The organism is Asticcacaulis sp. YBE204 (genome assembly GCF_000495855.1).
In the GTDB taxonomy this organism is placed as follows: domain Bacteria; phylum Pseudomonadota; class Alphaproteobacteria; order Caulobacterales; family Caulobacteraceae; genus Asticcacaulis.
Genome location: NZ_AWGF01000010.1, coordinates 130,381 through 152,593 on the forward strand (window position 1 = coordinate 130,381; position 22,213 = coordinate 152,593).

Sequence of the window (22,213 nt, forward strand, 5' to 3'; positions counted from 1 at the left end):
TTAGTTGCGGACCTCGATCATCCCTCTCCCCGTTTTACGGGGAGAGGGATGGGCGCGGGCCTGCGAGGCTGAGGGGCATCTTTCCTTGTGCGGCCTGCCCCTCATCCGGCCTATCGGCCACCTTCTCCCCGTTTTGCCTGCCGGCGAGGCCGGGGAGAAGGGAATCACAACCTGTTGCCTCAGCCTGTCTTGCCGCCAGATAATCCTCCAGCGGTCGCCCGGTACGCTGTTCGATCAGTATACGCGCCAGCTTGGGTTCATTGCGCAACATCTCGTCGTCGCGCATCGCTTCGCGGCGCTTGCACAGCGTGGTGTGTTCGGCTCGACGTACCGTGTCGGCCTCGGCGCGTTGCAGGGCCTCGGTATGTTGATAAACCTCAAGCCTGGCTTTCGCCGCCGCGGCCTCCGACGCGTCGGCGCGGGCATAGAGCCGTTCGATACGATCCCCGATGCGTACGGCGCGTTCGATGTCCGGCAAGATTTCCGGATCGGGCAGCTTTTCCGCACAGGCCAGCATCCGATCGGCGAAGGCGCGTAACCGCGCCCGGCGTTCTTCGGGGGTGAACTGTTCTTTTGTGCGATCGACCTGTGACATGCGCCTATGATGCGCGCAGTTTTCGGGGCCGGGGATAAGTTCGATTCTCCTCCCTGTGCGCGGCATGGGGAGGTGGCGCGCCGAAGGCGTGACGGAGGGGGATAACTCAGGTCTTTGTCACGCGCCCAAACGCTAATCGGTACACGCCTTCCGCTATTTCGTCGGCGTCCCGCATGATTTCGAACGCCGGTATGCGGTAGGTGTGAATGCCGTGTGCGAGTAACCACGCATCGCGGCTTAAATCGCGTTCTCGTCGGTCGTCGGTTGTGTGTTCGACACCATCGACTTCGATAGCCAGCTTAGCCTCAGCACAATAGAAATCGAGAACATAAGGCCCGATTGGATGTTGACGTCGGAAAGACAGATTGCCGCGAGCCCTCGACCGTAAGCGCAGCCACAGACGGACTTCCGGCGGCGACATTTCCTGACGTAGTTTCCTGGCGAACTGGTGTTTGCGGGGCGGTTTCATAACCGCAAGCGTAGCGTGTGATTTCGCTCGGCGCCATCCCCCTCCGTCAGCCCTGTCGGGCTGCCACCTCCCCATGCCTATGGCACAGGTAGGAGGGACGGTTTAGGCTTCGGTCTTGGCCTTTGCGGGTGCTTTTTTCACAGGGGCTTTCTTTGCGGCGGTGGTCGCCTTTTTCGCGGCGGGCTTTTTAGCCGTGGTGGTTTTCGGGGCCGCCTTCTTGGCCGGGGCCTTTTTCGCGCCCGCTTTCACGCCGCCCTTGGCTGCGATCAACTCCAACGCCAGTTCCAGCGTTACGTCTTCGGGTTGAACGTCCTTCGGGATGGTCGCATTGACCTTGCCACATTTGACGTAGGGTCCGTAACGACCGGCCATGACCTGAATCGGATCGCCCGATTCCGGATGCGCGCCCAGCTCTTTCAACGGTGCGACGGCCGAGGCCTTACCCTTACCATTGGCGCGCTTTTCGGCCAGCAGGACCACCGCGCGATTGAGCCCGACCTCGAAGATATCCTCGAAGCTGGTCAGGTTGGCATAGGTCTTGTTGTGCTCGATGAACGGCCCGAAACGGCCCAGAGCGGCGACGATGGGCTTGCCGTCTTCGGGGTGCAGACCGACTTCGCGCGGCATGGACAACAGCTTCAGCGCGCGCTCAAGGTCGATCGACGCCGGGGGCCACGCCTTCGGCAGGGACGAGCGCTTCGGCTTGTCCTCTTTCGATTCGGCTTCGCCCAGTTGCACGTAGGGCCCGAAACGACCGATCTTCAGCGCCACGACCTTGCCGGTTTCCGGATCGGTGCCCAGTTCGCGGTCGCCCGCCGCACCGCCGTCTTCGGAGGTGTTTTCGGGATTGCCGACCGGGCGCGTATATTTGCATTCGGGGTAGTTCGAGCAGCCGATAAAGGCCCCGAAACGCGAGGTTTTCAGGCTCAGCAGGCCTTCCGAGCACGACGGGCAGGCGCGCGGATTGGAGCCATCGCCCTTGTCCGGGAAGATGTGCGGCCCAAGCGACTCGTTCAGGCGATCCAGCACTTCCGAGACACGGAATTCGGCGATTTCCCCGGCCTTGGCGTTGAAGGCGTCCCAGAATTCGCGCAGCAGCGCCTTCCAGTTCAATTCGCCCGCCGAAACCAGATCGAGCTTTTCTTCGAGATCGGCGGTGAAATCGTACTGCACGTAGCGCGAGAAGAACTGATCGAGGAAGGCGGTGACCAGACGGCCCTTGTCTTCGGGGATAAAGCGGTTCTTGTCCATGCGGACGTAATCGCGGTCGCGCAGCACGGTCAGGACCGAGGCGTAGGTCGAGGGGCGACCGATGCCCAGTTCTTCCATGCGCTTGACCAGCGAGGCTTCGGAATAGCGCGGTGGCGGCTCGGTGAAGTGCTGGGCCGGTTTGATGTCGTGAACATCGACCAGGGTGCCCGTGCGCAGCATGGGCAGGCGGCCGCCGTCCTCGTCCGTCTCGTCGTCCTTGCCTTCTTCGTAGAGCGCCAGATAGCCGTCGAAGGTGATGACCTGACCGGTGGCGCGCAGGCCGATGGCCTTATCCTGATTGAGCAGGTCGATGGTCGTCTTCTCGACGCGGGCGGCCTCCATCTGCGACGCCATGGTCCGCTTCCAGATCAGCTCGTACAGACGCGCCTGATCGCCGTCGAGGCGCAGGGTCTCCGGGCGGCGATAAAGCGAGGTCGGGCGGATGGCTTCGTGGGCTTCCTGCGCGTTCTTGGCCTTGACCTTGTAGTGGCGCGGTTCACCCGGCACGTAGGGCGCGCCGAAGCGTTCGCCGATCACCTTGCGGATTTCGGCGATGGCCTGCGGCTCGATATAGACGCCGTCGGTCCGCATATAGGTGATCAGGCCGGTCGTTTCGCCGCCGATATCGACGCCTTCGTACAGCTTCTGCGCCGTCTGCATGGTACGCTGGGCGTTGAAGCCGAGCTTGCGCGAGGCTTCCTGTTGCAGGGTGGAGGTGGTGAAGGGCGGCGGCGGCGTGCGCTTGCCGGGCTTCTGCTCGACCGATTCGACGGCGAACTTCGACAGCGAGATCGCCTTGCGGGCGTCCTCGGCCTTGTCGGCGTTGTTGAGGTCGAACTTGGCCAGTTTCTTGCCGTTGAGCAGGTTCAGGCGCGCGGTGAACGGCGGCGAATTGGCCGAGACCTCGGCATCGACGGTCCAGTATTCTTCGGTCTTGAACTTCTCGATCTCAAGCTCGCGGTCCACGACGATCTTGAGCGCCACCGACTGCACACGTCCGGCGGAACGTGCGCCGGGCAGCTTGCGCCACAGCACCGGCGACAGGGTGAAGCCGACGAGATAGTCCAGCGCCCGGCGGGCCAGATAGGCCTCGACCAGTTCCATGTCGATCTGACGCGGGGCGGCCATGGCCTCCTGGACGGCGGACTTGGTGATGGCGTTGAAGGTGACGCGCTCGACGACCTTTTCCGTCAGCACCTTCTTTTTGTTTAGCACTTCGAGGACGTGCCACGAAATGGCCTCGCCTTCGCGGTCGGGGTCGGTCGCGAGGATAACGCGGTCGGACTTTTTCGCGGCGTCGGCGATGTCGCTCAGGCGCTTACTCGCCTTGGCGTCGACTTCCCAGCTCATGGCGAAGTCTTCGTCGGGCTTCACCGACCCATCCTTCGACGGCAGGTCGCGCACGTGGCCGTAGGAGGCCAGCACGATATAATCCTTGCCGAGATATTTGTTGATGGTTTTGGCCTTGGCCGGGCTTTCGACGATGACGAGGTTCATGAGGTCTTTAATAGGGACAAAGCTGAGAAGATCAACACAGATTGCAAGCGGCTGAGCGGTATTTCGCGCAACGGTCGCGGTGAACATGGGCTGCGTCCCCGAACATGTCAACGCAGAGGCGAATTTCTCAATTGCAACTCATGGTTAAATTGTTATTATATTCGTCTATTGCGTTTAGTGGGGCAAGCATGAGCGATATTCCTGAGACCGAGACCAGCAAAGGCTGTAATCCACCGATCGACGCGGCAATACACCGTGAGGGGGTGCTGAACTATATAGGCGAGATGGCGGTGGAGTTGTCGGTTCTGGCCGAACAGATCGGTAATCCGGCCCTCAGGGACGCCCTGCGCAAGATATATAAGAAGACGCGCGGGGTTTGAGGCTAGCCGCGCGTGTGATAAGATTCCTGCCTCAATCGAAGGCGGGGGCGCTATGCGTTTAAAGATTGCATGTCTGGCTTTGGTCCTGTCGTTTGCGCCGGTCACAAGCCTTGCGCAACAAGACATCCCGATCAGCGCTTTCGAAGGCCCGCCGCTTTCGGTTAGCGAAATGAAGGCCGCGATCGATTATATCGAGGCCCGTGTCGTCATGCCGGAAGACGCCGAGTCGAAGGAGAAGTACGGGCGTTATTATGCTCAGGAAAAAGGTATAGTTTACAGTGTCTATGCACGCCTCTATCCTGACAGAAGATGGAAACCGGGCGTACACATAGTTGCCAACTACGCAGACCTGCCGATAATCCTCGACGGCGGGTGTGATTTTATCGATATAATCTATGTCCCGTCAAAGCGGGCATTGGGTGTGGACTGTCACGGCTGACTATTTATGCCCTGACATATTGCCCATCGTTCGTGGTGACGATCAGGCCCGCAATCTCCAATTCGCCCAAGGCCGCGAAGCCGATGTGCACCGGGGCGTTGGCCAGCCGCAACAGGTCTTCGCGCGGGGCGGGGACGTGGCTGATCAGGCCGAGCAGCCGGTCGCGCAGGGAATCGACCGCCTTATCCATATCCATATCGTGCAGGGGCGTCACCGCGTGTAACGGCACGGTTGCCGGTGCGGGCTCGAACAGCGACATCTGCCCGTCCAGCGTCCGGATCACGTCTTCGGCGGTCTCGCACAGGGTCGCGCCCTGGCGGATCAGGTCGTTAGGACCACGGCAGCGCGGATCGAGCGGCGAACCCGGCACGGCGAAGACCTCGCGGCCCTGTTCGTTGGCCAGTCGCGAGGTGATCAGCGAACCCGAGCGCAGTTCGGCCTCGACGACAATGGTGCCCATCGTCAGGCCGCTGATCAGGCGGTTGCGGCGGGGGAAGTCTCCGGCACGGGCGCGATAGCCGACCGGGCTTTCCGACACCAGCGCGCCATAGGCCTTGATCGATTGGTAGAGGTCGGCATTGTCGGGCGGATAGATGTCGTCGACCCCGCCGCCGAGTACCGCTGCGGTGCCGGTCTTGAGGCTGCCCGCATGGGCCTGCGTGTCGATCCCGCGCGCCAGACCCGACACGACGAAAAAGCCCGCTTCGCCGAGGTCTTTGGCGAGGGTGTGCGCGATGCGGCTGCCGGCGGCGGAGGCATTGCGCGCGCCGACGATGGCGATGGCGCGGGTAGGGAAGGCGGCTTGTGAGCCCAGCACCCACAGGACCGGCGGCGCGGCGGTAATTTCCGCCAATAATTTAGGATAGGCCGGATCGCCCAGCACGATCAGACGCGCACCGGCGGCGGTGCCGCGCGCGATCTCGGCCTCCACGGCGTCGCGACTGGCCGGTTGCAGCGCGCCGCCTGCACGTTTCGCGATGACGGGGAGGGCCTCGATGGCCTTAAGCGCGCTGCCGAAGCGCAGGATCAATTGATGGAAATTGACCGGTCCGATGCGGTGGGTGCGCGCCAGTTGCAGCCGCGCCAAGCGTTCGGCCTCATCGGTGCAGGGCGGTATGCGTCCGAAATGCTCCTGATCCCCCCGGTCGAGCATCTAGGCTTCGGCGCTCTTTTTCTTGCCGATTTTCGGTTCCTCGCCCTTGAGCAAACGGCGGATATTGTCGCGGTGGCGGACATAGATCAGCACCGCCATGAACAGGGCCATGACGATAAAGGCGTGCGGCTGATCGAACACCATCGCCAGCGGCGCGATCAGGGCCGCCGCGACCAGCGCGCTCAACGACGAGATGCGGAAGATAAACGCCGTCAGCAACCACGTCCCGGCGGCGAGAAGCCCCATCGGCCAGGCGGCGGCGAACAGGGTGCCGAGGAACGTCGCCACGCCCTTGCCGCCCTTGAAGCGCAACCATACCGGGAACAGGTGACCGAGGAACGCCGCCCCGCCCGCCAAAGCCATGCCGACCTGACGCGTGGCCTGATCGAGGCTCAAAAGAAGTGCGAAGGCCAGACCGACGGCGGCGGCACCCTTGCCGGTGTCGCCCAGAAAGGTGATCAGCGCCAGATCCTTACGGCCCGTTCTTAAGACATTGGTCGCGCCGATATTGCCCGAACCGACCTCGCGGATATTGATCCCGGCCAGTTTCGTGGTCAGGACGCCGAACGGGATCGAGCCCAGCAGATAACCGCCGAGGGCCGACAGGGCATAGATGGTCCACGCGGGAAGGGCGGTCATGGGGAGCAGAATCCTAAGCGCTTTGGTAAACGATTCGACCGTCTACCAGTGTCAGCTCCACCTTGCCCTGCAACGTGCGGTTTTCAAAGGGGGAGTTCTTCGATTTTGACAAGATGTCTCTTTCGCGCAATGAAAACGGCGCATCGATATCGACGAGGATAAGGTCGGCAGGGGCCCCGACGGCCAGACGCCCGGCATCGAGCCCGATCAGGGCCGCCGGATTGTGGGTCACCGTGCGCAGCAGGTCGATCAGCGGGATCTCGCGGTCGTGGTGCAGGCCGATCAGGGCGGGCAGCAGGGTTTGCAAGCCGATCGCCCCGGGTTCGGCTTCGCTGAACGGGCGGCGCTTGTCCTCGGCGGGTAGGGGCGTGTGGTTCGACACCACAACGTCGATCACCCCGTCGGCCAGCGCATCGACCAGCGCCGAGCGGTCGTCTTCGGAGCGCAACGGCGGGTCGAGGCGGTAGAAGGTGCGGTAATCGCCGATGTCGATCTCGTTGAACACCAGATGGTTGATCGAGGTCGAGGCATAGACGTCGAGGCCTCTGGCCTTGGCCTGTTTGATGGCCTTGACCGACCCGGCGGTGGTGATCTGATCGACCAGAAGCCGCGCGCCGGTCAGTTCGACCAGCGCGAGATCGCGTTCCAGCGCGATGCGTTCCGACAGCGCCGATACGCCCGACAAACCCATGCGCGCGGCCATTTCGCCGGAGGTGGCGACCGCCCCGTCCGACAGCCACGGCTCTTTGGGCCGGTGCGCGATCAGGGCGTTGAACCCGTTGGCGTAGGCCAGCACGCGGGCCAGCACCTTGGAATTGACGATCGGGTGTTCGACATCGGTGAAATAGACCGCGCCGGATTCCGACATCAGGCCGATCTCGGCCATCTGCTTGCCGTTGTGGCCCTTGGTGGCGGCGCCTGCCGGGTAGACGTGGACCAGTTCGATGTCGCGGGCGCGACGCAGGATGAAGTCGACCATGGCCGGTTCGTCGATCACCGGGTCGGTGTCGGGCTGAACGACCATGCTTGTCACGCCCCCGGCGGCGGCGGCGCGCGAGGCGGATTTGAGGGTTTCCTTGGGCTCGGCGCCGGGTTCGCCGGTCTTGACGCGCAGGTCGATCAGGCCCGGACAGACGACATTACCGTCGCAGTCGATGACCTTCATGTCGGCGGAGCCCGACGGCAGGTGCGCCGTGTGCAGGACTTCGGCGATCAGGCCCTCGGCGATGATCAGGCTGCCCGGGCCGTCGTAGCCGCTGGCCGGGTCGATCAGACGGGCGTTCACAAGGGCGATGGCTTGGGATTGTTTCATGATTGTATGCCCTCGGTTCCTACTCCCCCGGCGTGCCGGGGGAGGTGGCTGCAAGCGAAGCGAAGCAGACGGAGGGGGGCTCGCTCACGATGGTTCACCCTCTGCGCGTTGAACGTGAAGCGCTGGCCCCCACCACCACATCTCACTTGCTTCGCAAGCTCGTGCGGTCCCATCGCTTGCGAAAGCTGTACTTTCGCTGGCGCTATACCCCAACAAGTTGGGGAGGTATAAGAAAGGAGACTCATCGGTCGGTCTCCAGACGCGCCGCAAGGCTGGCCAGCACGGCCATGCGCGCGGCGACGCCCATCTCGACCTGATCCTGAATGAGCGAGATCGAGAGGTCGTCGGCGATTTCCGAGTCGATTTCGACGCCGCGGTTCATCGGGCCGGGGTGCATGACGCGCACATCCTTGGCCGCCACGGCCAGCTTTTCGCGGTCGAGCCCGAAATAGCGGAAATATTCGCGCGTCGAGGGGATAAAGGCCCCGTCCATGCGTTCAAGCTGAAGGCGCAGCATCATCACCACATTGGCCCCGGCAATACCTTCGCGCATGTCGTGATAGACCTCGACGCCCCACTGATCGGCATCGCCGGGAATGAGCGTCGGCGGCCCGACGAGGCGCACATTGGCCCCCATCGCATTGAGCAGGATGACGTTCGAGCGCGCCACGCGCGAATGCGCCACGTCGCCGCAGATGGCCACGGTGAGGCTGTCCACGTGCCCGAAGGCGCGGCGGATCGACAACATGTCGAGCAGGGCCTGGGTCGGGTGCTGATGCTGACCGTCCCCGGCATTGATGACGCTGCATCCGACCTTCTGCGCCAGAAGCTCGGCCGCACCCGACGCCGAATGGCGCACCACCAGCAGATCGGGTTTCATGGCGTTGAGCGTCACCGCCGTGTCGATCAGGGTCTCACCCTTGGCGACGCTGGACGTGCGCGGGTTCATATTGACCGTGTCGGCCCCAAGGCGTTTGCCGGCCAGTTCGAACGACGACATGGTCCGCGTCGAGTTCTCGAAGAACAGATTGACTTGCGTCCGGCCTTTGAGCAGGTCGAGCTTCTTGTTGGTGCGCCGGTTGAGATCGACGAAGACATCGGCCAGATCGAGCAGGGCCAGAATGTCGGGCGGATCGAGATCCTGCGCGGCATTGAAGTGGCGCTTGGGGAAGGCGAACAGGCGCGACTGGATCATCTCCAGCAGGACCTGCGGATCGGTGGCGGCGATGCGTGTCATAAAGCCGTGCTATAGCCGACGACTCGGGTCGAGGGAAGGGGCTATCCGCCCTTCGCGTAGATCGCGGTTTGACGGGCCTGTGCCATGGCCGGTTTAGGCGTTTTGCCCTTCACCCGGTTGATCAGCACATTGTCGAAGTAGGGGCGGCTGACGCGCGTCTTGTCCTGCCCGGCCAGAAGCCCCGCCATGCCCTTGTCATAAAGCGCGTTGGTGGCCGTCACCGCCGCCTTGCCGTCGATCAGGCCGGTGATCGTCTGGCCTTCGAAGCGCAGGGTCAGTCGGTGCCATTGACCGGCACGGGCCTTGACCTTTGCCGTACCGAACACCAGTTCACCGCCGTCGCCTTCGAACTTGCCGGCCGCAATCAGGCGCTGCTGCTCGGCGTCGCCGACGACCTCCTTCGGGTTTTTCTTGCCGCGAATGGCGATCAGCCGGACGTCACCGCTGTCCTTCAGTTCGAGATAATAGCCCTTGGGGATGAAGCCGTAGCCGGTGCCGACATGGGTGATGCGGCCCATGACGCCCGCCGTATCGCCTTCCGTAAGCCAGACATCGGCGCTGATTTCATAGTCGGTCCATGCCGCGTCGCCGAGGATCGTATAGGGTTGCCAGTCCGGAGCCCACGAAATGGTCGGTACGGGTACGACCTGACGCAGGCACTGGCCTTTTGTGTCCGGGCGGGCCGTCAGTTCGAACGCCCCGGCGATATCGGCGGTATAACGCGGCAGGTAGCCGTGCGCCCGGGCGTCGTAACCGTCGAAGGTCTCAAGATAGGGGAAGGGGAAGGGCTGCGAAGCCGGGATGTCGGCAAAGCTGCCCTTCTGTTGCCCCGTCGTGGTCGACAGCGAATAGATGGCGTCGGGCTCCAGCGTCAGGCTGACCACGCCATTATGCGGCTGGAGATCGGGCTGGCGGATGAACTGCACTTTGGTGTCGCTTTTCCACACGCAGAGGGGCTGCGACGACAGGCCGTTCCCGATGAACAGGCTAAGGGTTTGCGGTCCCTTCGCGCCCTTGGTCTCGATGATGACGCTGTAGTCTTCGCCGGGGGATTTCAGCGTCACATAGGAGCCGCCCTGAGGCAGCTCGCCACTGCCGCCGTTGAGATAGGTCCAGCCGATTTCGCTGAACTGGCCATAGTGCGCATAGCCCCACAAGGCCTCGCGGACGCGGTAGTGGCCGCTCCACGGCTCCCAGGCCAGCACGGTGGCCGGGTCTTCGGGGTAAGGCTCGGTCGGATAGACCCCGGCGATATCGTACCAGTTGACGACCTTGGTCGCGCCGCTTTCGATGAAATTCTGGTTGAACGCCTTGACGATGCCGATCGTGCAGTCGAACCCTTTGAGGTAGACGTGGTCCTCGGTGTTCCAGATCGGCTTGCCCATTTGCTCGGCCGCCGCGATGACCTCGGGTGTATTTTTGAAGTTGGTGAAGGTGTGGGCACTGATGATGTCGATCGAATCGCGCAGTTCCTTGTCGTTCAGCAGATCCGGTACGAAGTCTAGCTTGTCTTTGGGCCAGTTGTCGAAGGCGTGCAGTTTCACCTTTTCGAAGCCGCGCGTCATCAGGCCCTTTTTCAGCGCCTTGGCAAAGCCGTAGCTGACGCCCTTTTCGTTGCGCACACCGATGGCGTCGAATTCTAGGCCATGAACGGTGCGCAGGCCCTCAAGCCATTTGATGTAATAGTCGACCGCATCCTGAGAGAAAAATTCGACATTGCCGTTCTTGCCGATCTTGTCGAAATGCTCTCCGGCATCGCCGATCCAGCCGGGTGCGCTCCACGCCGTGCCGTCGAGGCTGAGTTTCGGGTTGCGCTTTTTGGCCTCCTTCAGAATCCACCACATGTAGCCGCGCCCGTAATTCAGGTCGTCGCGGGTGTGCATGTGGCTGAGCATGGAGCCTTGCGTCGAATTGCCGTCGCCGGGGATTTCGACCAGCAGGGCGCTGACCGAGGCGCCGAATTTCGGTTTGTAGAGCAGGTCGAGGATTTGCGACCGCTGTGGTTCCGGATAATCCTTGAGCAGGACCGAGGTCGCGCCGCCGCCATTGACCACGCCGATGCCGTCGAAGCGCTTGCCGCCCGCCGTGCCGTCCAGCCTGACCGTGTGCGTCGCGGTTTGCGCTGTGGCCTTGCCGGAGGCGAACAAAGCGACCGACGCGGTCGCCAGCAAATAGAATCGCCGGGATAGTGACATGGTTTCCTCCAAAGCGTTCTCTGTGACGCTTAGAATTATATTATAAATTTTTCGAATGAGGGCCAGATAAAAAAGCCCGGTCACGCGTGACCGGGCTGACGTGCTTCACTACGGTTGGCGAGTTATTTCAACGACGCGATGTCGATGACGAAGCGGTAGCGGACGTCCGATTTGATGACGCGCTCATAGGCTTCGTTGATGTTCTGGATGTCGATCAGTTCGATATCCGAGACGATGTTGTGCGCGCCGCAGAAGTCGAGCATTTCCTGCGTTTCCTTGATCGAGCCGATGCTGGAGCCCGCCAGCGACCGGCGGCCCATGATCAGCGAGAAGGCGTGGACCGGGATCGGATTTTCAGGGATGCCGACCAGAACCATGGTGCCGTCGATCTTGAGCAGGCCCAGATAGGCGTTCCAGTCGATCGGTGCGGACACCGTATTGATGATCAGGTCGAACGACCCGGCCAGGGTCTTGAACGTTTCGGCGTCGTTGGTGGCGTAGTAGTGGTCGGCCCCCAGCGCCAGCGCGTCGTCCTTCTTGGCCAGAGACTGGCTGAGGACCGTGACTTCGGCGCCCAGCGCGTGGGCCAGCTTGACGCCCATATGACCGAGGCCGCCGAGGCCGACGATGGCGACCTTCTTGCCCGGACCGGCGTTCCAATGTTTCAGCGGCGACCACAGGGTGATCCCGGCGCACAGGAGCGGGGCCGCGCCATCCAGCGGCAGGTGCTCCGGCACCTTAAGGACATAGCCTTCCTTGACGACGATATGGTCGGAATAGCCGCCATAGGTGGGCAGGCCGTCGCGGTCGCGGCCATTATAGGTGACGACGATCTCGTCGACGCGGTATTGTTCGGTATCCACATCGCGGGTCTGGCAATGGATGCACGAATCGACGAAGCAGCCGACTCCGACCGCGTCGCCTTCCTTGAATTTGGTGACCTTTGCGCCGACTTCGCGAACGCGGCCGACGATTTCGTGGCCGGGGACCTGAGGATAGATGCCGGGGAACCACTCGTCGCGGACCTGATGGATGTCGGAGTGGCAAACGCCGCTGTAGAGGATGTCGATCACGACATCGTCTTCGTTCGGGGCGCGGCGTTCAAACGTAAAGGGTTCGAGCGGGGCTTTGGGTTCAAGCGCCGCATAGGCTTTCGCGAGTGTCATGGGGGAGTACCTCTCTCTGATAGGTCCACCGCATATAGGGTGGGAATGTTGCCGTGCCAGAGAAGGTGTCGCGATTTCTGTTGAAACTACACCAGATGGTATAACCACAGCAAAATCGGCAGGGTGATCAGGCTTAGCGTCGTCGTGAGGGCGACAATCCCGGCCATCAAGGGCGCGTCACCGCCCATGTGGCGGGCCTGCACATAGGCGACGGCGGCGCACGGGGCCGCCCCGCAGCACAGCGCCACGCCCTGCGCCAGATGGTCGCCGCCGAACAGCCGGCACAGGCCCCAGCTGATCAGCGGCACGACGGCGATCTTGAACATCGACACGGCGGTGACGAGGTAGGGCTTGCTGCGGATATAGGTGAAGTTGAGCCCGGCTCCGGCCAGAATAAGTCCGGTCGGGATCGCGGCGTCGCCCAGCATCTTGAGGTCTTTTTCGATGAAGGCGACCGGATTGACCTTGAGGAAGTTGAGCGCCAGCCCGATCAGGCACGACAGGAAGATCGGATTGGTGAACAGTCGCGCCAGCAGCGCCCGGACCGAGCGGTCGTTGGTGCCGCCTTCTGGCTCCCCCCAGCGCGCCAGAACGAGGATCGAGGCCATGTTGCTCAAGGGGATGAGCGCGCTCATGGCGACGGCGGCGAGGCTCACCGCGTCCGGCCCGAAGATCGCGGTAGCGATCGGCAGGAAGACGAACGAATTGAAACGCATCAGGCCCTGAAAGACGCTGGTATAGGTGGGGCCCGACAGGTGCAGGATCGGCTTGAGGCCGAAACCGATGGCGGCGGAAATAAAGAACGATACGGTCACGGCGAGGCTGATCGGCCCGGCGGACAGGCCCGACAGATCGGCGTGCCAGATCGCCGGGATCAGAAAGCCCGGATAGAAGACATAGACGGCGATGCGCTCGATGGGCCCCCACACCGACGGCGCGAGAAAGCCGGACACCTTAAGGATATAGCCCAGCGCAATCAGCAGAAAGACCGGCAGGATGCCGTTGATAAACAGGTCCGGGCTCATTTATTTCGCTCACGGTTAGTCCGCTGCGCGGACACCTCCCAAATTTCCAAAATATTGGGGGCGGCGAACGGTCGCCGGGGCCCGCTTGGGCCCTGTAGGGCGCGAAAATGGTTCATTGCGCGCCCCTGATCCGGTCCAAGGCGCCCTGTAATATATAGGCGGCGGCGGAACGGTCGATGACCTCGGCGCGCTTGGCGCGGGTCAGGTTGACCTCCTCGATCAGGAAGCGGTTCATCACCGACGACGACCAGCGCTCGTCCCAGAAGGTGATGGGGATATCGCGCAGACGCAGCAGATTGCGGGCGAAAGCGCGCACCGACTGACAGCGCGGCCCCTCGGTGCCGTCCATATTGACCGGCAGGCCGATGACCATGCCCGACGCCTCGCGCCGCTCCATGAGCGCGAACAGGCGCTCGGCTTCCAGCGTGAACTTCGACTTTTTGATCAACTCCAGCGGCGAGGCGATGCTCAGACCGATGTCGCTGACGGCGACGCCGATGGTTTTTTCGCCGTGGTCGAGCCCCAACAGACCGGTGCGCGGCGGCAGGACGGATTTGAGATCGGTAATATCGAGAATGGCCATGATGTGCGGTTTGGCTTTTTTCAGGCGGCCGAGTCAAGCTTTTGCCACAGGCGTTGTCTTGCCATACCCATTCAAGCCGTATTAATAGGTGCACCGCATCATAAAGAGATCATATGGGCCGCATCGATCAGTACTGGGCAATGCTCAAGCAAAAAGGCACATTTCGATCGGCAGCGTCCGTCCTGCGTCGTCTCGGCCTTATAAGGCATGGCTTTCGCGCCTATGAGCATATTGTGGCGGCCAAGGAAGTGTGGGGGCAAAAGCGTGACCCCGCCCAAGAGGTCGCGGACGGCTTGCCATTGCCGCCGCCCGATATGCGGGTGATGGTCGCTGGGACGCAACATGTCGGCTGGTTCCTGAGCTTCGGCGCCACGATGCTGGAAACGATCCGCGATACCGTCGCCTCACGCGGCGCCGCCGTCGAAACCTTTGATGAAATACTGGATTTCGGCTGCGGCTGCGGGCGGGTGTTGCGGCATTGGCCCAAGCTTATTGATGCGCACGGCTCAAGCCTCAAAGTCAGTGGTACGGACTATAATCCGCGTCTGTACGACTGGTGTCGGCGCAATCTGCCCTTTGCCGGTCTTTCGCTGAACAAGGCCGCGCCTCCGCTGGGTTATGCCGATGATCGTTTCGATCTTATCTACTCGATTTCGGTGTTTACCCATCTGGCCGCGGACCTTCAGGTGGCATGGATGCGGGAACTCCATCGGATATGCAAGCCGGGGGGCTATGTGCTGGTCACGACGCATGGCGACAGCTTTCGCGCCGGGCTTAACGACGTTGAGGGGGCGGCTTACGATCGCGGTGAGCTGGTTTTACGGTTCGAAGAGGCCAGCGGCATGAATCTGTGCAATGCCTTTCACCCCGATGCCTATGTACGCGAGGTTTTGTCGCGCGGTTTCAGCGTCGAGGTCTTTGTTGGTGTTGGTGAGCGGGACGGCATCTATCAGGATATCTGGCTGCTGCGTAAAAACGCGTAAGACGCGCCGGATTTTCATCTCCCTGCCAATGACCTGATCCCTGGCGCGACCGCGCGGTGGGCCTAGAGTCGTTCGACACTGCCGGACTCTCCACATTCATATCCGGTAAGGCCGGCGCGCCTGTCTGCGCGCACCGGCTAATCCGTTGCGTCTGAGGGGGACATAGCATCAGGGTGCGGCTTTTCTTTGCAAGATGAACTTTAAGTAATGATGACAGATTTTTAATTTTCAAAAAGTGTTGATTCGCAAGGTGTGGCGCGAATTTTAATTTCTTCAGAAACGTTTTAAATTTCTGTCACAAAGTAAACTAAATTTAATTCATGAAACGAAGTTAATGTCTGTCCAAGATTTAATAATAAACCGTTCGCAATTGCCGAAACGTTTGTGTATTTGTTTATTCATGAGTTCAGTTACTGTCATCAATTTGAAATACGGAGAAACCCCCATGTTGAATGCCAAGCTTACCGCCGCGCTTATTGCCCTGTCGCTGGTCACCGCCGGGACCGTCGCTCACGCCGAAACGCCCTTCGTCGCGGCCAATGTGTCGCTGAAAAACGTCGACTTCAGCAACCCGGACGAGGTGAACGGCGCCTATAACCGCCTGCGCCGCACGGCAGCCTATGTCTGCGACTCCCGCACCCACGGTCGTGCCAATGGCGTCAACGACGTCGATTGCGCTGCCATGGCGCTCGATCAGGCGGTGATCGACGCCGGTCAGCCGGCCCTGTCGCTGCATCACGCCGAACGTCTGGGCGCGCAAAAGGCGATCATGGCCAAGGCCAAGCTGGCCGAAGACAAGAAGCAATACGCCGCCAAGTAAAGGCGCTGTAAAGGTCATTGTAGTCACGGCGCGCCGGTCATTCGGTGCGCCGTTTCTGTTTAATGGACATGTCAACTTCGTCGTTTCGAGGACGTTTGCCCTTGCCAATTCGGCGCGCGCTCGCTAACCGGAGAACCTGATAATAAGGAGTCTCCGCATGGCCATCGACGTGGCAACCGTGCGCAAGGTCGCGAGCCTGTCGCGCCTGCGTGAATCCGACGAGCGGCTGGAAAGCCTCGCCGGGGAACTGAACGGCATTCTGGGCTGGATCGAGCAGCTCAACGAGGTCGATGTGTCGGGCGTCCAGCCCATGACCTCGTGCATCGAGATGACCCAACCCCTGCGCGACGACGTCGTCACCGACGGCGATAAGGTCGCCGATGTGGTGAAAAACGCCCCGAAGACCGTCGATGGTTTCTTCATCGTGCCAAAAGTCGTAGAATAGGGGGGTGGTGGAGTAGTCATGACCGATCTGACCAAACTGACGCTCAAGGGCGCGCTCGACGGCCTGACGTCGAAGCAAATCTCCTCGACCGAACTGACCGAGGCCTTTATCGGCGCCATCGAGACCGCCAATCCGGCGCTCAACGCCTATGTCCTGACGACCTTCGACAAGGCGCGGGGCATGGCGGCCGAGTCGGACCGCCGCATCGCGTCGGGTGAGGCGCGCGCGCTGGAAGGCGCGCCGCTGGGGATCAAGGATCTGTTCTGCACCAAGGACGTGCGCACGACGGCCTGTTCAGGCATCCTCGACACCTTCATCCCGCCGTACGAATCGACCGTCACCCAGAACCTGTGGGACGACGGCGCGGTCATGCTGGGCAAGCTCAATATGGACGAGTTCGCCATGGGCTCGTCGAACGAGACCTCGCACTGGGGCCCGGTGACCAATCCGTGGAAGTCGAACGCCTCGAACGCCGCCCTGACGCCGGGCGGGTCTTCGGGCGGTTCGGCTTCGGCGGTCGCCGCCGACCTCTGTCTGGCCGCCACGGCGTCGGATACCGGCGGTTCGATCCGTCAGCCCGCCGCCTTCACCGGCACGGTCGGGATCAAGCCGACCTATGGCCGCGCCTCGCGCTTCGGCATGGTGGCGTTTGCCTCGTCGCTCGATCAGGCCGGTCCGATCACCAAGACCGTCGAAGACGCGGCGATCATGCTGCAATCCATGTGTTCCTACGACACGAAGGATTCGACTTCGCTTAAGGTCGATCTGCCGGACTTTGCGTCGTTCGTGGGGAAGTCGGTCAAGGGCCTGCGCATCGGCATCCCCGACGAGTACCGCCTCGACGGCATCCCGGCGGAAATCGACGCGCTGTGGGAGCAGGGGATCGCCTGGCTGAAAGACGCCGGGGCCGAGATCGTCCGTATCTCTCTGCCCAATACCAAATACGCCCTGCCGTGCTACTATATCGTCGCCCCGGCGGAGGCCTCGTCGAACCTCGCGCGCTATGACGGGATGCGCTTCGGTCACCGCACCGAGGCCGCGACCGGCCTGACCGACACCTACGAGCTGTCGCGCTCGGAAGGCTTCGGCAAGGAGGTCAAGCGCCGCATCATGATCGGTACCTACGTCCTGTCGGCGGGGTTCTACGACGCCTATTACGTCAAGGCGCTCAAGGTTCGCCGCCGCATCGCCGAGGATTTCACCAATGCGTTCAATAGCTGCGACGTCATCCTGACGCCCGCCACACCGTCGAGCGCGTTCGAACTGGGCGACACGGCCAAGGCCGCCGACCCGGTCGCTATGTATCTCAACGACGTGTTCACCGTGACGACGAACCTGGCCGGTCTGCCCGGTCTGTCGGTCCCGGCGGGTCTCGATTCGAAGGGTTTGCCGCTGGGCTTGCAGGTTATCGGTAAGGCACTGGACGAAGGCACGACGCTCGCGATCGCCGCCGTTCTGGAAAAGGCCGCGGGCTTCACGCACAAGCCGTCGAAGTGGTGGTAGTCCCCCTGTTCGCGGGATGATCAGTCGCTGGAATAATGATACGCCTCCGGTAGCAACCGGAGGCGTTTTTCATGCGTACAGCCCTATTCGCGGTCGTTCTGACGATGCCTTTCACGGCTGCCGCCGCGCCGACTCAAGTCGAGAAGGTATCCTACGCGCCGTTTTGCGGCGCGATCTATATGCGCGATATCAAGGAAAAGCCCGGCACGCCGCGCTCGGAAAAGTCCGGTAAGGGCTATACGGCGGCGTGGGAATTTTACAAGGTCAACAGCGGCAAGCGCGAAATTCCAGCCTATACCGACATGACCGTCGCCGCGAAGGGGCTGGATGAAAACCTCAAACAGGCGGGTATGACCGCCGATGAACTGCGCACGCTGTGCGACGGCCTGTTCCTGACGGGACCGGCATCATGAGTGCGGCCCTCATTCTGGTCGTGGCGCTCGCGGCAACTCAACCGAACGCAAAAACCGATGAAATGATCGATAAAAGCGGGACTTGCTACAATGTCTTCACGCGCGGGCTGATCGATCAGGCCGATGCGGCCACGCGCGACCGGCTGGTCGGTTTGCAAACCAAGGCGCGCGCGGCCCACGCTCAGGCGACCGGCAAAACCGGTGAGGCCCTGACGGTGTCGCTCAGCGAATGGGATGGCAGGTTGAGGGAAAAAATGAAGACTGGCCTCAGTCTCGATCAGTATCTGATGATCTGCACCCGCGTTTTTGGCGCGCCGTGAATATTTAGCCACGGATGAACACGGATGATGTCTGCAATGCAGACATCTGCACGGATATTCTTTTCAGTTCTGAACTTTGGTGTTGCTCTGAACATCCGTGTTCGCCGCGCATAGCGCGGCATCCGTGCCTTATCCGTGGCCAATTCTTAAACTACACACACCTGAGGGGCGAAGCGTATAGGCAAGGCATCCCAACCGGCCTATGTTGCCCGCCATAGATAAAGGTGAGGCGCAAATGCTGGTAACGGTGCAGGACATGATTGCGTGGGGGCTTCTGGTGCTGCCGCTGATCGTCATCGCCTGGGCCGCCGTCTGGCATGCCGAGGCTGTGGCCGAGCGCAACCGCCATGAACGCTATCAGCGCTTCTACGCCATCATGCAGCAACTGGGTCGCGACGACACCTCGTGGGCCGAGAAGATGGCCGCGGCCTACGAACTTAGACAGTACAAGGATTACCGCCATATTATCGGTAAGATCTTCGAGGACGGCAAGCTGCGCGAAGAGGGGGCTCAGGCCGCGCTTCAGGCCGAGCTGAAAGATCTGTCGAAAAGCTGATCACGCAGGACGACGACTACGGCCGCCACAGCTATGCCCCAAAGGCAAAGGCCCCATAACAAAAATGTCCCCCGCTTTTAGGGCGAGGGACAGGTTCCGGATCAATAGGTGGCCGGTGCGTGAACACAGGCCCGTTAAGCCTAGTACTTATAGGTCAGACCGACCGTGACCGTGCGACCGATACGCGTCTCGAACAAAGTGTCCTGACGGTTGGAGTCGATATAGAGCTGGTTCTGCTCATCGGTCAGGTTCTGGGCTTCGACCGAGAACTTCAGCTTGTCCGTGATCTGGTACGAGGCCGAAGCGTCGACGAAGGTCGTTTCACCGTTGCCTTGCAGATCGCTGCCCGCCGAGGCCGGAATGCCGCGGATATATTTGCCGCGATAAGAGGCCGTGGTGCGGAAGCTGAACTTGTCGTTTTCCCAGTAGAGCGTACCCGACGCCGAATCGCGCGACAGGTTGGTCAGGTCGTTGGTTGTCGAGGTCAGGGGCGTCCCGGTCACCGAGGTGGTCAGGATGTAATTGATCTCGGACGTGATGTGCGTGTAGTTGGCCAGCACGCCGAAATTGCCCCAGAAGCCCGGCAGGAAGTCGAGATCGGCCTGAACGTTAAGTTCGATACCCTTCAACGGACCGCCCGGCGTATTGACGAAGCGCGCCACGTTGAACAGGTCGGTGGCCGACGCGTTGCTGGCGTTGTTGACCAGCAGTTCCAGCGGCAGGCCGAGCTGGTTATACGGCAGTTGCTGGTTGATGCGTTGGACGAAGGTCTTGATGTCCTTGTAGAAATAGGCCACCGAGACCAGCGAGCCCGGGCGGAAGTACCACTCCAGACCAGCGTCGAAGGTCGTGGCGCGGATCGGATCGAGATACGGGTTGTTGATCGTTCCCGTGCGGGTGGTGAAGGTCACGCCGCTGGAGGGGATCAGGTTGCCCAGTTCAGGACGTGACATGACCTTGGCGGCCGAGAAGCGCGCCAGAAGGTCGGGGTTCAGTTCGAAGACCACGTTGGCCGAGGGCAGCCAGTCGTGATACTCGCGCTCGACCTCGTTACGCAGGCCGCGCGTCGGATATTGCGATCCCGCCGGGGCGGTGACCGGGATATAGCCGACGGCGAACTGTTGCGTTTGTACCGAACGCACGCCGATATCGCCGCGCACCGGGATCGGCAGCAGGTTGTCGTAGTTGAACTCGGCCATGATATAGGTGCTCTTGACCGTTTCGGTGATCTGCGACTTGCCGGCGCCGCACTCGATGCCGCAATACTGGAACGAGTCGAACTTGAAGGCTTCGCGCCACTTGGCCGAATCGATAGCTACCCAGCTCGATGGCGCACCGTGGCCCCACAGGTCGTTGAGACCGGTGATCTGCTTGGTGATGCTGGCGAGCGTCACACCGGTCGGCAGGGCGGTGACGGCGACCTGGGACGGGATCAGGCTGAGGGTGTGGCTGTTGAAGTCGTTCTTGCGGTACTGCACACCGAATTTGACGGTGATCTCAGAGGTCAGGTCGTACTTGCCGTCGAGATTGACCGTTTCTATATCGGTCTTGTTCCATTGCGGCTTGCCCTGAACCGAGAAGCCGCCCAGAACCGTGCCGTCGGCCGCCGTCGGCGCGTAGGCAAAGTTGGCCGGGTTCGATACATCGAAGCCGAAATTGATCACCGGCGTGGTGTCGCCGCCACGATAGTCGATCGAGAAGTTATCGACATCGATGGCGTCGATGAAGGTTTGCAGGCGCATCGGACCGTCCCAGGTCGAGGACGACTTGCCGAGGAAGCCGGTAACCTCGAAGCGGTCGCTGAAGCGGTGGCGGGCGTTCAGATTGACCTGGGTGAATTCCGAAGTGAAGACGTCGACCAGACCTTCGGAACGCACGTCCATGCCGTCGAAGAGACCATAAAGCAGCGAGCCGTTCGCCTTGAACTGCACGTCCTTGACCGAGACCATCGGCTGACCGTTATTGCCGATGTTGCGCGCCAGAGACAGGCCGGCGATATAGTTGTCGCGGCGTTCGACGTCGTACTTCGAATAGAGAACATCGAGCGAGACGTCGGTATTGGCGTCCGGCTTCCACTGGAAGGTCAGGCTGCCGCCCAGACGTTCGGTGTCCTGTTCCGAATTGACGTAGCGCGGTATGCGCGGGAAGAAAGCACCCGACCCCGGCGTGGTCAGGGCGTCGGCACGGCGCAGATTGTAGATGGTATTATAGGCGGCGATGGTGCCGGTGCGCGGGTTGTTGGTCGAACAGTTGGTTGCCGTCGCCCCCTTGGCGGCGCTTTCCGCCGGATCGGGGCTGACGGTCTTGCCACCGGTCGGTGACGTCCAGCCGATGGGCGTACAGAAGGGTTCGATTTCACGCTGGGTGACACCGTTGACGACGACCGGGTTGCCATTGGCATCGCGCACGATGGCGCTGTAGCCGTTAGTGTTCGACGACAGAATATCCACCGCGGAATAGCCGACTTCGCGGACATGCTTCTTCTGATAGGTCAGGGTGCCGAGAACACCGAACTTGCCGTCGCCGAACTTTTTGGAAGCCAGCAGGGTCAGGCGCGGATCGGTCTTTTCGGCCAGTTCGTTATAGACGCCCTTGGCCGAGAAGCTGAACACCTGATCCTGACGGTAGTCGAAGGGTTTCGGCGCGCGCAGGTCGACGGTGGCACCCAGAGAGCCTTCCTCGACATCGGCAGACGCCGTCTTGCGGGCGGCCAGCGACGAGAAGATTTCCGACGGGAAGACGTTGAAGTCGAAGCTGCGGCCGTTATTGCCGGCACCATAGATATCCGCCGAGCCCGATTGCGCCGCGCCTTCCATACCGTTCAGGCGGACGCGCGTATATTGGGCACCCAGACCGCGCACCGAGATGTTGCGACCTTCGCCGCCGTCGCCGCGCGACAGGGTGACGCCGGGGATGCGCTGCATCGATTCGGCGAGGTTGGAGTCGGGGAACTTGCCGATATCTTCGGCCAGAATCGAGTCGACGGTGGCGGCGCTGGTCTTCTTGACGTTCAGCGCGCTCTTCAGCGAGCCGCGAAAGCCTTTGACGACGACGGTTTCGATATCTTCCGCCGGGGCGGCTTCCTGCGCGAAGGCGGGCGCGGCAACGAACAGCAGGGCGGCGACAAGCGCCGACGAGCGCAGGAGGCGATCCTTGCGCACGGACGTGATATAGGGGGTCATCCCGATTTTCCTCTTTAATGCACCCACTTGCGGGGTGGTGATCCTGTTTT

The 22,213-nt window shown here is 61.6% G+C and carries 21 protein-coding genes; 9 read left to right on the forward strand and 12 right to left on the reverse strand.

Annotated elements, in window-relative coordinates:
- Positions 1–34: 34 nt before the first annotated feature.
- The 3 genes from AEYBE204_RS32590 to topA all read right to left on the reverse strand — a co-directional run bounded on the left by AEYBE204_RS32590 (position 35) and on the right by topA (position 3,812).
- On the reverse strand, positions 35–595 hold the full coding sequence (locus tag AEYBE204_RS32590) for a hypothetical protein (RefSeq protein WP_023462769.1): 561 nt from the start codon (positions 593–595) through the stop codon (positions 35–37).
- A 106-nt stretch (positions 596–701) separates the two neighbouring features.
- The gene (locus AEYBE204_RS32595) at positions 702–1,139 is read right to left on the reverse strand and encodes an endonuclease domain-containing protein (protein ID WP_369751898.1); all 438 of its coding nucleotides are present in this window, start codon (positions 1,137–1,139) and stop codon (positions 702–704) included.
- A 27-nt stretch (positions 1,140–1,166) separates the two neighbouring features.
- The gene (topA, locus tag AEYBE204_RS32600; protein WP_023462771.1) at positions 1,167–3,812 is read right to left on the reverse strand and encodes a type I DNA topoisomerase; all 2,646 of its coding nucleotides are present in this window, start codon (positions 3,810–3,812) and stop codon (positions 1,167–1,169) included.
- 188 nt (positions 3,813–4,000) lie between these two features.
- Here topA and AEYBE204_RS32605 point away from each other — a divergent pair, with 188 nt between their 5' ends.
- Together AEYBE204_RS32605 and AEYBE204_RS32610 are read left to right on the forward strand one after the other, a co-directional pair.
- Complete coding sequence (locus tag AEYBE204_RS32605; RefSeq protein WP_155908402.1) at positions 4,001–4,192, forward strand: hypothetical protein; 192 nt, start codon at positions 4,001–4,003, stop codon at positions 4,190–4,192.
- Positions 4,193–4,244: 52 nt separating this feature from the next.
- Complete coding sequence (locus AEYBE204_RS32610) at positions 4,245–4,631, forward strand: hypothetical protein (RefSeq protein ID WP_023462773.1); 387 nt, start codon at positions 4,245–4,247, stop codon at positions 4,629–4,631.
- 4 nt (positions 4,632–4,635) lie between these two features.
- Here AEYBE204_RS32610 and dprA read toward each other — a convergent pair whose 3' ends face one another.
- The 8 genes from dprA to ruvX all read right to left on the reverse strand — a co-directional run bounded on the left by dprA (position 4,636) and on the right by ruvX (position 13,941).
- On the reverse strand, positions 4,636–5,784 hold the full coding sequence (gene dprA, locus AEYBE204_RS32615; protein WP_023462774.1) for a DNA-processing protein DprA: 1,149 nt from the start codon (positions 5,782–5,784) through the stop codon (positions 4,636–4,638).
- A complete protein-coding gene (gene plsY, locus AEYBE204_RS32620) occupies positions 5,785–6,423 on the reverse strand; it encodes a glycerol-3-phosphate 1-O-acyltransferase PlsY (RefSeq protein WP_023462775.1) in 639 nt (212 codons plus the stop codon).
- 13 nt (positions 6,424–6,436) lie between these two features.
- Entirely contained in the window at positions 6,437–7,735 is a 1,299-nt protein-coding gene (gene pyrC / locus AEYBE204_RS32625; RefSeq protein ID WP_023462776.1) for a dihydroorotase, read from the reverse strand.
- A gap of 241 nt (positions 7,736–7,976) precedes the next feature.
- Positions 7,977–8,972 (reverse strand): aspartate carbamoyltransferase catalytic subunit, encoded by a 996-nt coding sequence (locus tag AEYBE204_RS32630; protein ID WP_023462777.1) that lies wholly within the window; start codon positions 8,970–8,972, stop codon positions 7,977–7,979.
- 41 nt (positions 8,973–9,013) lie between these two features.
- On the reverse strand, positions 9,014–11,167 hold the full coding sequence (locus AEYBE204_RS32635; RefSeq protein WP_081724705.1) for a family 16 glycoside hydrolase: 2,154 nt from the start codon (positions 11,165–11,167) through the stop codon (positions 9,014–9,016).
- 122 nt (positions 11,168–11,289) lie between these two features.
- On the reverse strand, positions 11,290–12,333 hold the full coding sequence (locus tag AEYBE204_RS32640; protein WP_023462779.1) for an NAD(P)-dependent alcohol dehydrogenase: 1,044 nt from the start codon (positions 12,331–12,333) through the stop codon (positions 11,290–11,292).
- Between the two features lie 86 nt (positions 12,334–12,419).
- Positions 12,420–13,358: an AEC family transporter gene (locus AEYBE204_RS32645; protein ID WP_023462780.1), complete on the reverse strand. Its 939-nt coding sequence runs from the start codon at positions 13,356–13,358 to the stop codon at positions 12,420–12,422.
- 112 nt (positions 13,359–13,470) lie between these two features.
- Positions 13,471–13,941, reverse strand: coding sequence for a Holliday junction resolvase RuvX (gene ruvX / locus AEYBE204_RS32650; RefSeq protein ID WP_023462781.1), 471 nt, complete (start codon positions 13,939–13,941; stop codon positions 13,471–13,473).
- A gap of 113 nt (positions 13,942–14,054) precedes the next feature.
- Between ruvX and AEYBE204_RS0120455 the strand changes: the two genes are divergently transcribed.
- The 7 genes from AEYBE204_RS0120455 (at position 14,055) to AEYBE204_RS32680 (ending at position 18,981) form a co-directional block, all read left to right on the forward strand.
- On the forward strand, positions 14,055–14,924 hold the full coding sequence (locus AEYBE204_RS0120455) for a class I SAM-dependent methyltransferase (RefSeq protein WP_023462782.1): 870 nt from the start codon (positions 14,055–14,057) through the stop codon (positions 14,922–14,924).
- 445 nt (positions 14,925–15,369) lie between these two features.
- The gene (locus AEYBE204_RS32655) at positions 15,370–15,744 is read left to right on the forward strand and encodes a UrcA family protein (protein WP_023462783.1); all 375 of its coding nucleotides are present in this window, start codon (positions 15,370–15,372) and stop codon (positions 15,742–15,744) included.
- 157 nt (positions 15,745–15,901) lie between these two features.
- Positions 15,902–16,189: an Asp-tRNA(Asn)/Glu-tRNA(Gln) amidotransferase subunit GatC gene (gene gatC, locus AEYBE204_RS32660; protein ID WP_023462784.1), complete on the forward strand. Its 288-nt coding sequence runs from the start codon at positions 15,902–15,904 to the stop codon at positions 16,187–16,189.
- Between the two features lie 18 nt (positions 16,190–16,207).
- Entirely contained in the window at positions 16,208–17,692 is a 1,485-nt protein-coding gene (gene gatA / locus AEYBE204_RS32665) for an Asp-tRNA(Asn)/Glu-tRNA(Gln) amidotransferase subunit GatA (protein ID WP_023462785.1), read from the forward strand.
- A 71-nt stretch (positions 17,693–17,763) separates the two neighbouring features.
- A complete protein-coding gene (locus AEYBE204_RS32670) occupies positions 17,764–18,105 on the forward strand; it encodes a hypothetical protein (RefSeq protein WP_023462786.1) in 342 nt (113 codons plus the stop codon).
- Positions 18,102–18,425, forward strand: a complete 324-nt coding sequence (locus AEYBE204_RS32675) for a hypothetical protein (protein WP_023462787.1) — start codon at positions 18,102–18,104, stop codon at positions 18,423–18,425. The genes AEYBE204_RS32670 and AEYBE204_RS32675 overlap by 4 nt, the downstream gene beginning before the upstream one ends.
- 235 nt (positions 18,426–18,660) lie before the next feature.
- Positions 18,661–18,981 carry a hypothetical protein gene (locus AEYBE204_RS32680; RefSeq protein WP_023462788.1) on the forward strand — a complete coding sequence of 107 codons (321 nt, stop codon included), beginning with the start codon at positions 18,661–18,663 and terminating at the stop codon, positions 18,979–18,981.
- A 140-nt stretch (positions 18,982–19,121) separates the two neighbouring features.
- Here AEYBE204_RS32680 and AEYBE204_RS32685 read toward each other — a convergent pair whose 3' ends face one another.
- Entirely contained in the window at positions 19,122–22,163 is a 3,042-nt protein-coding gene (locus AEYBE204_RS32685) for a TonB-dependent receptor (RefSeq protein ID WP_023462789.1), read from the reverse strand.
- Positions 22,164–22,213 lie beyond the last annotated feature (50 nt).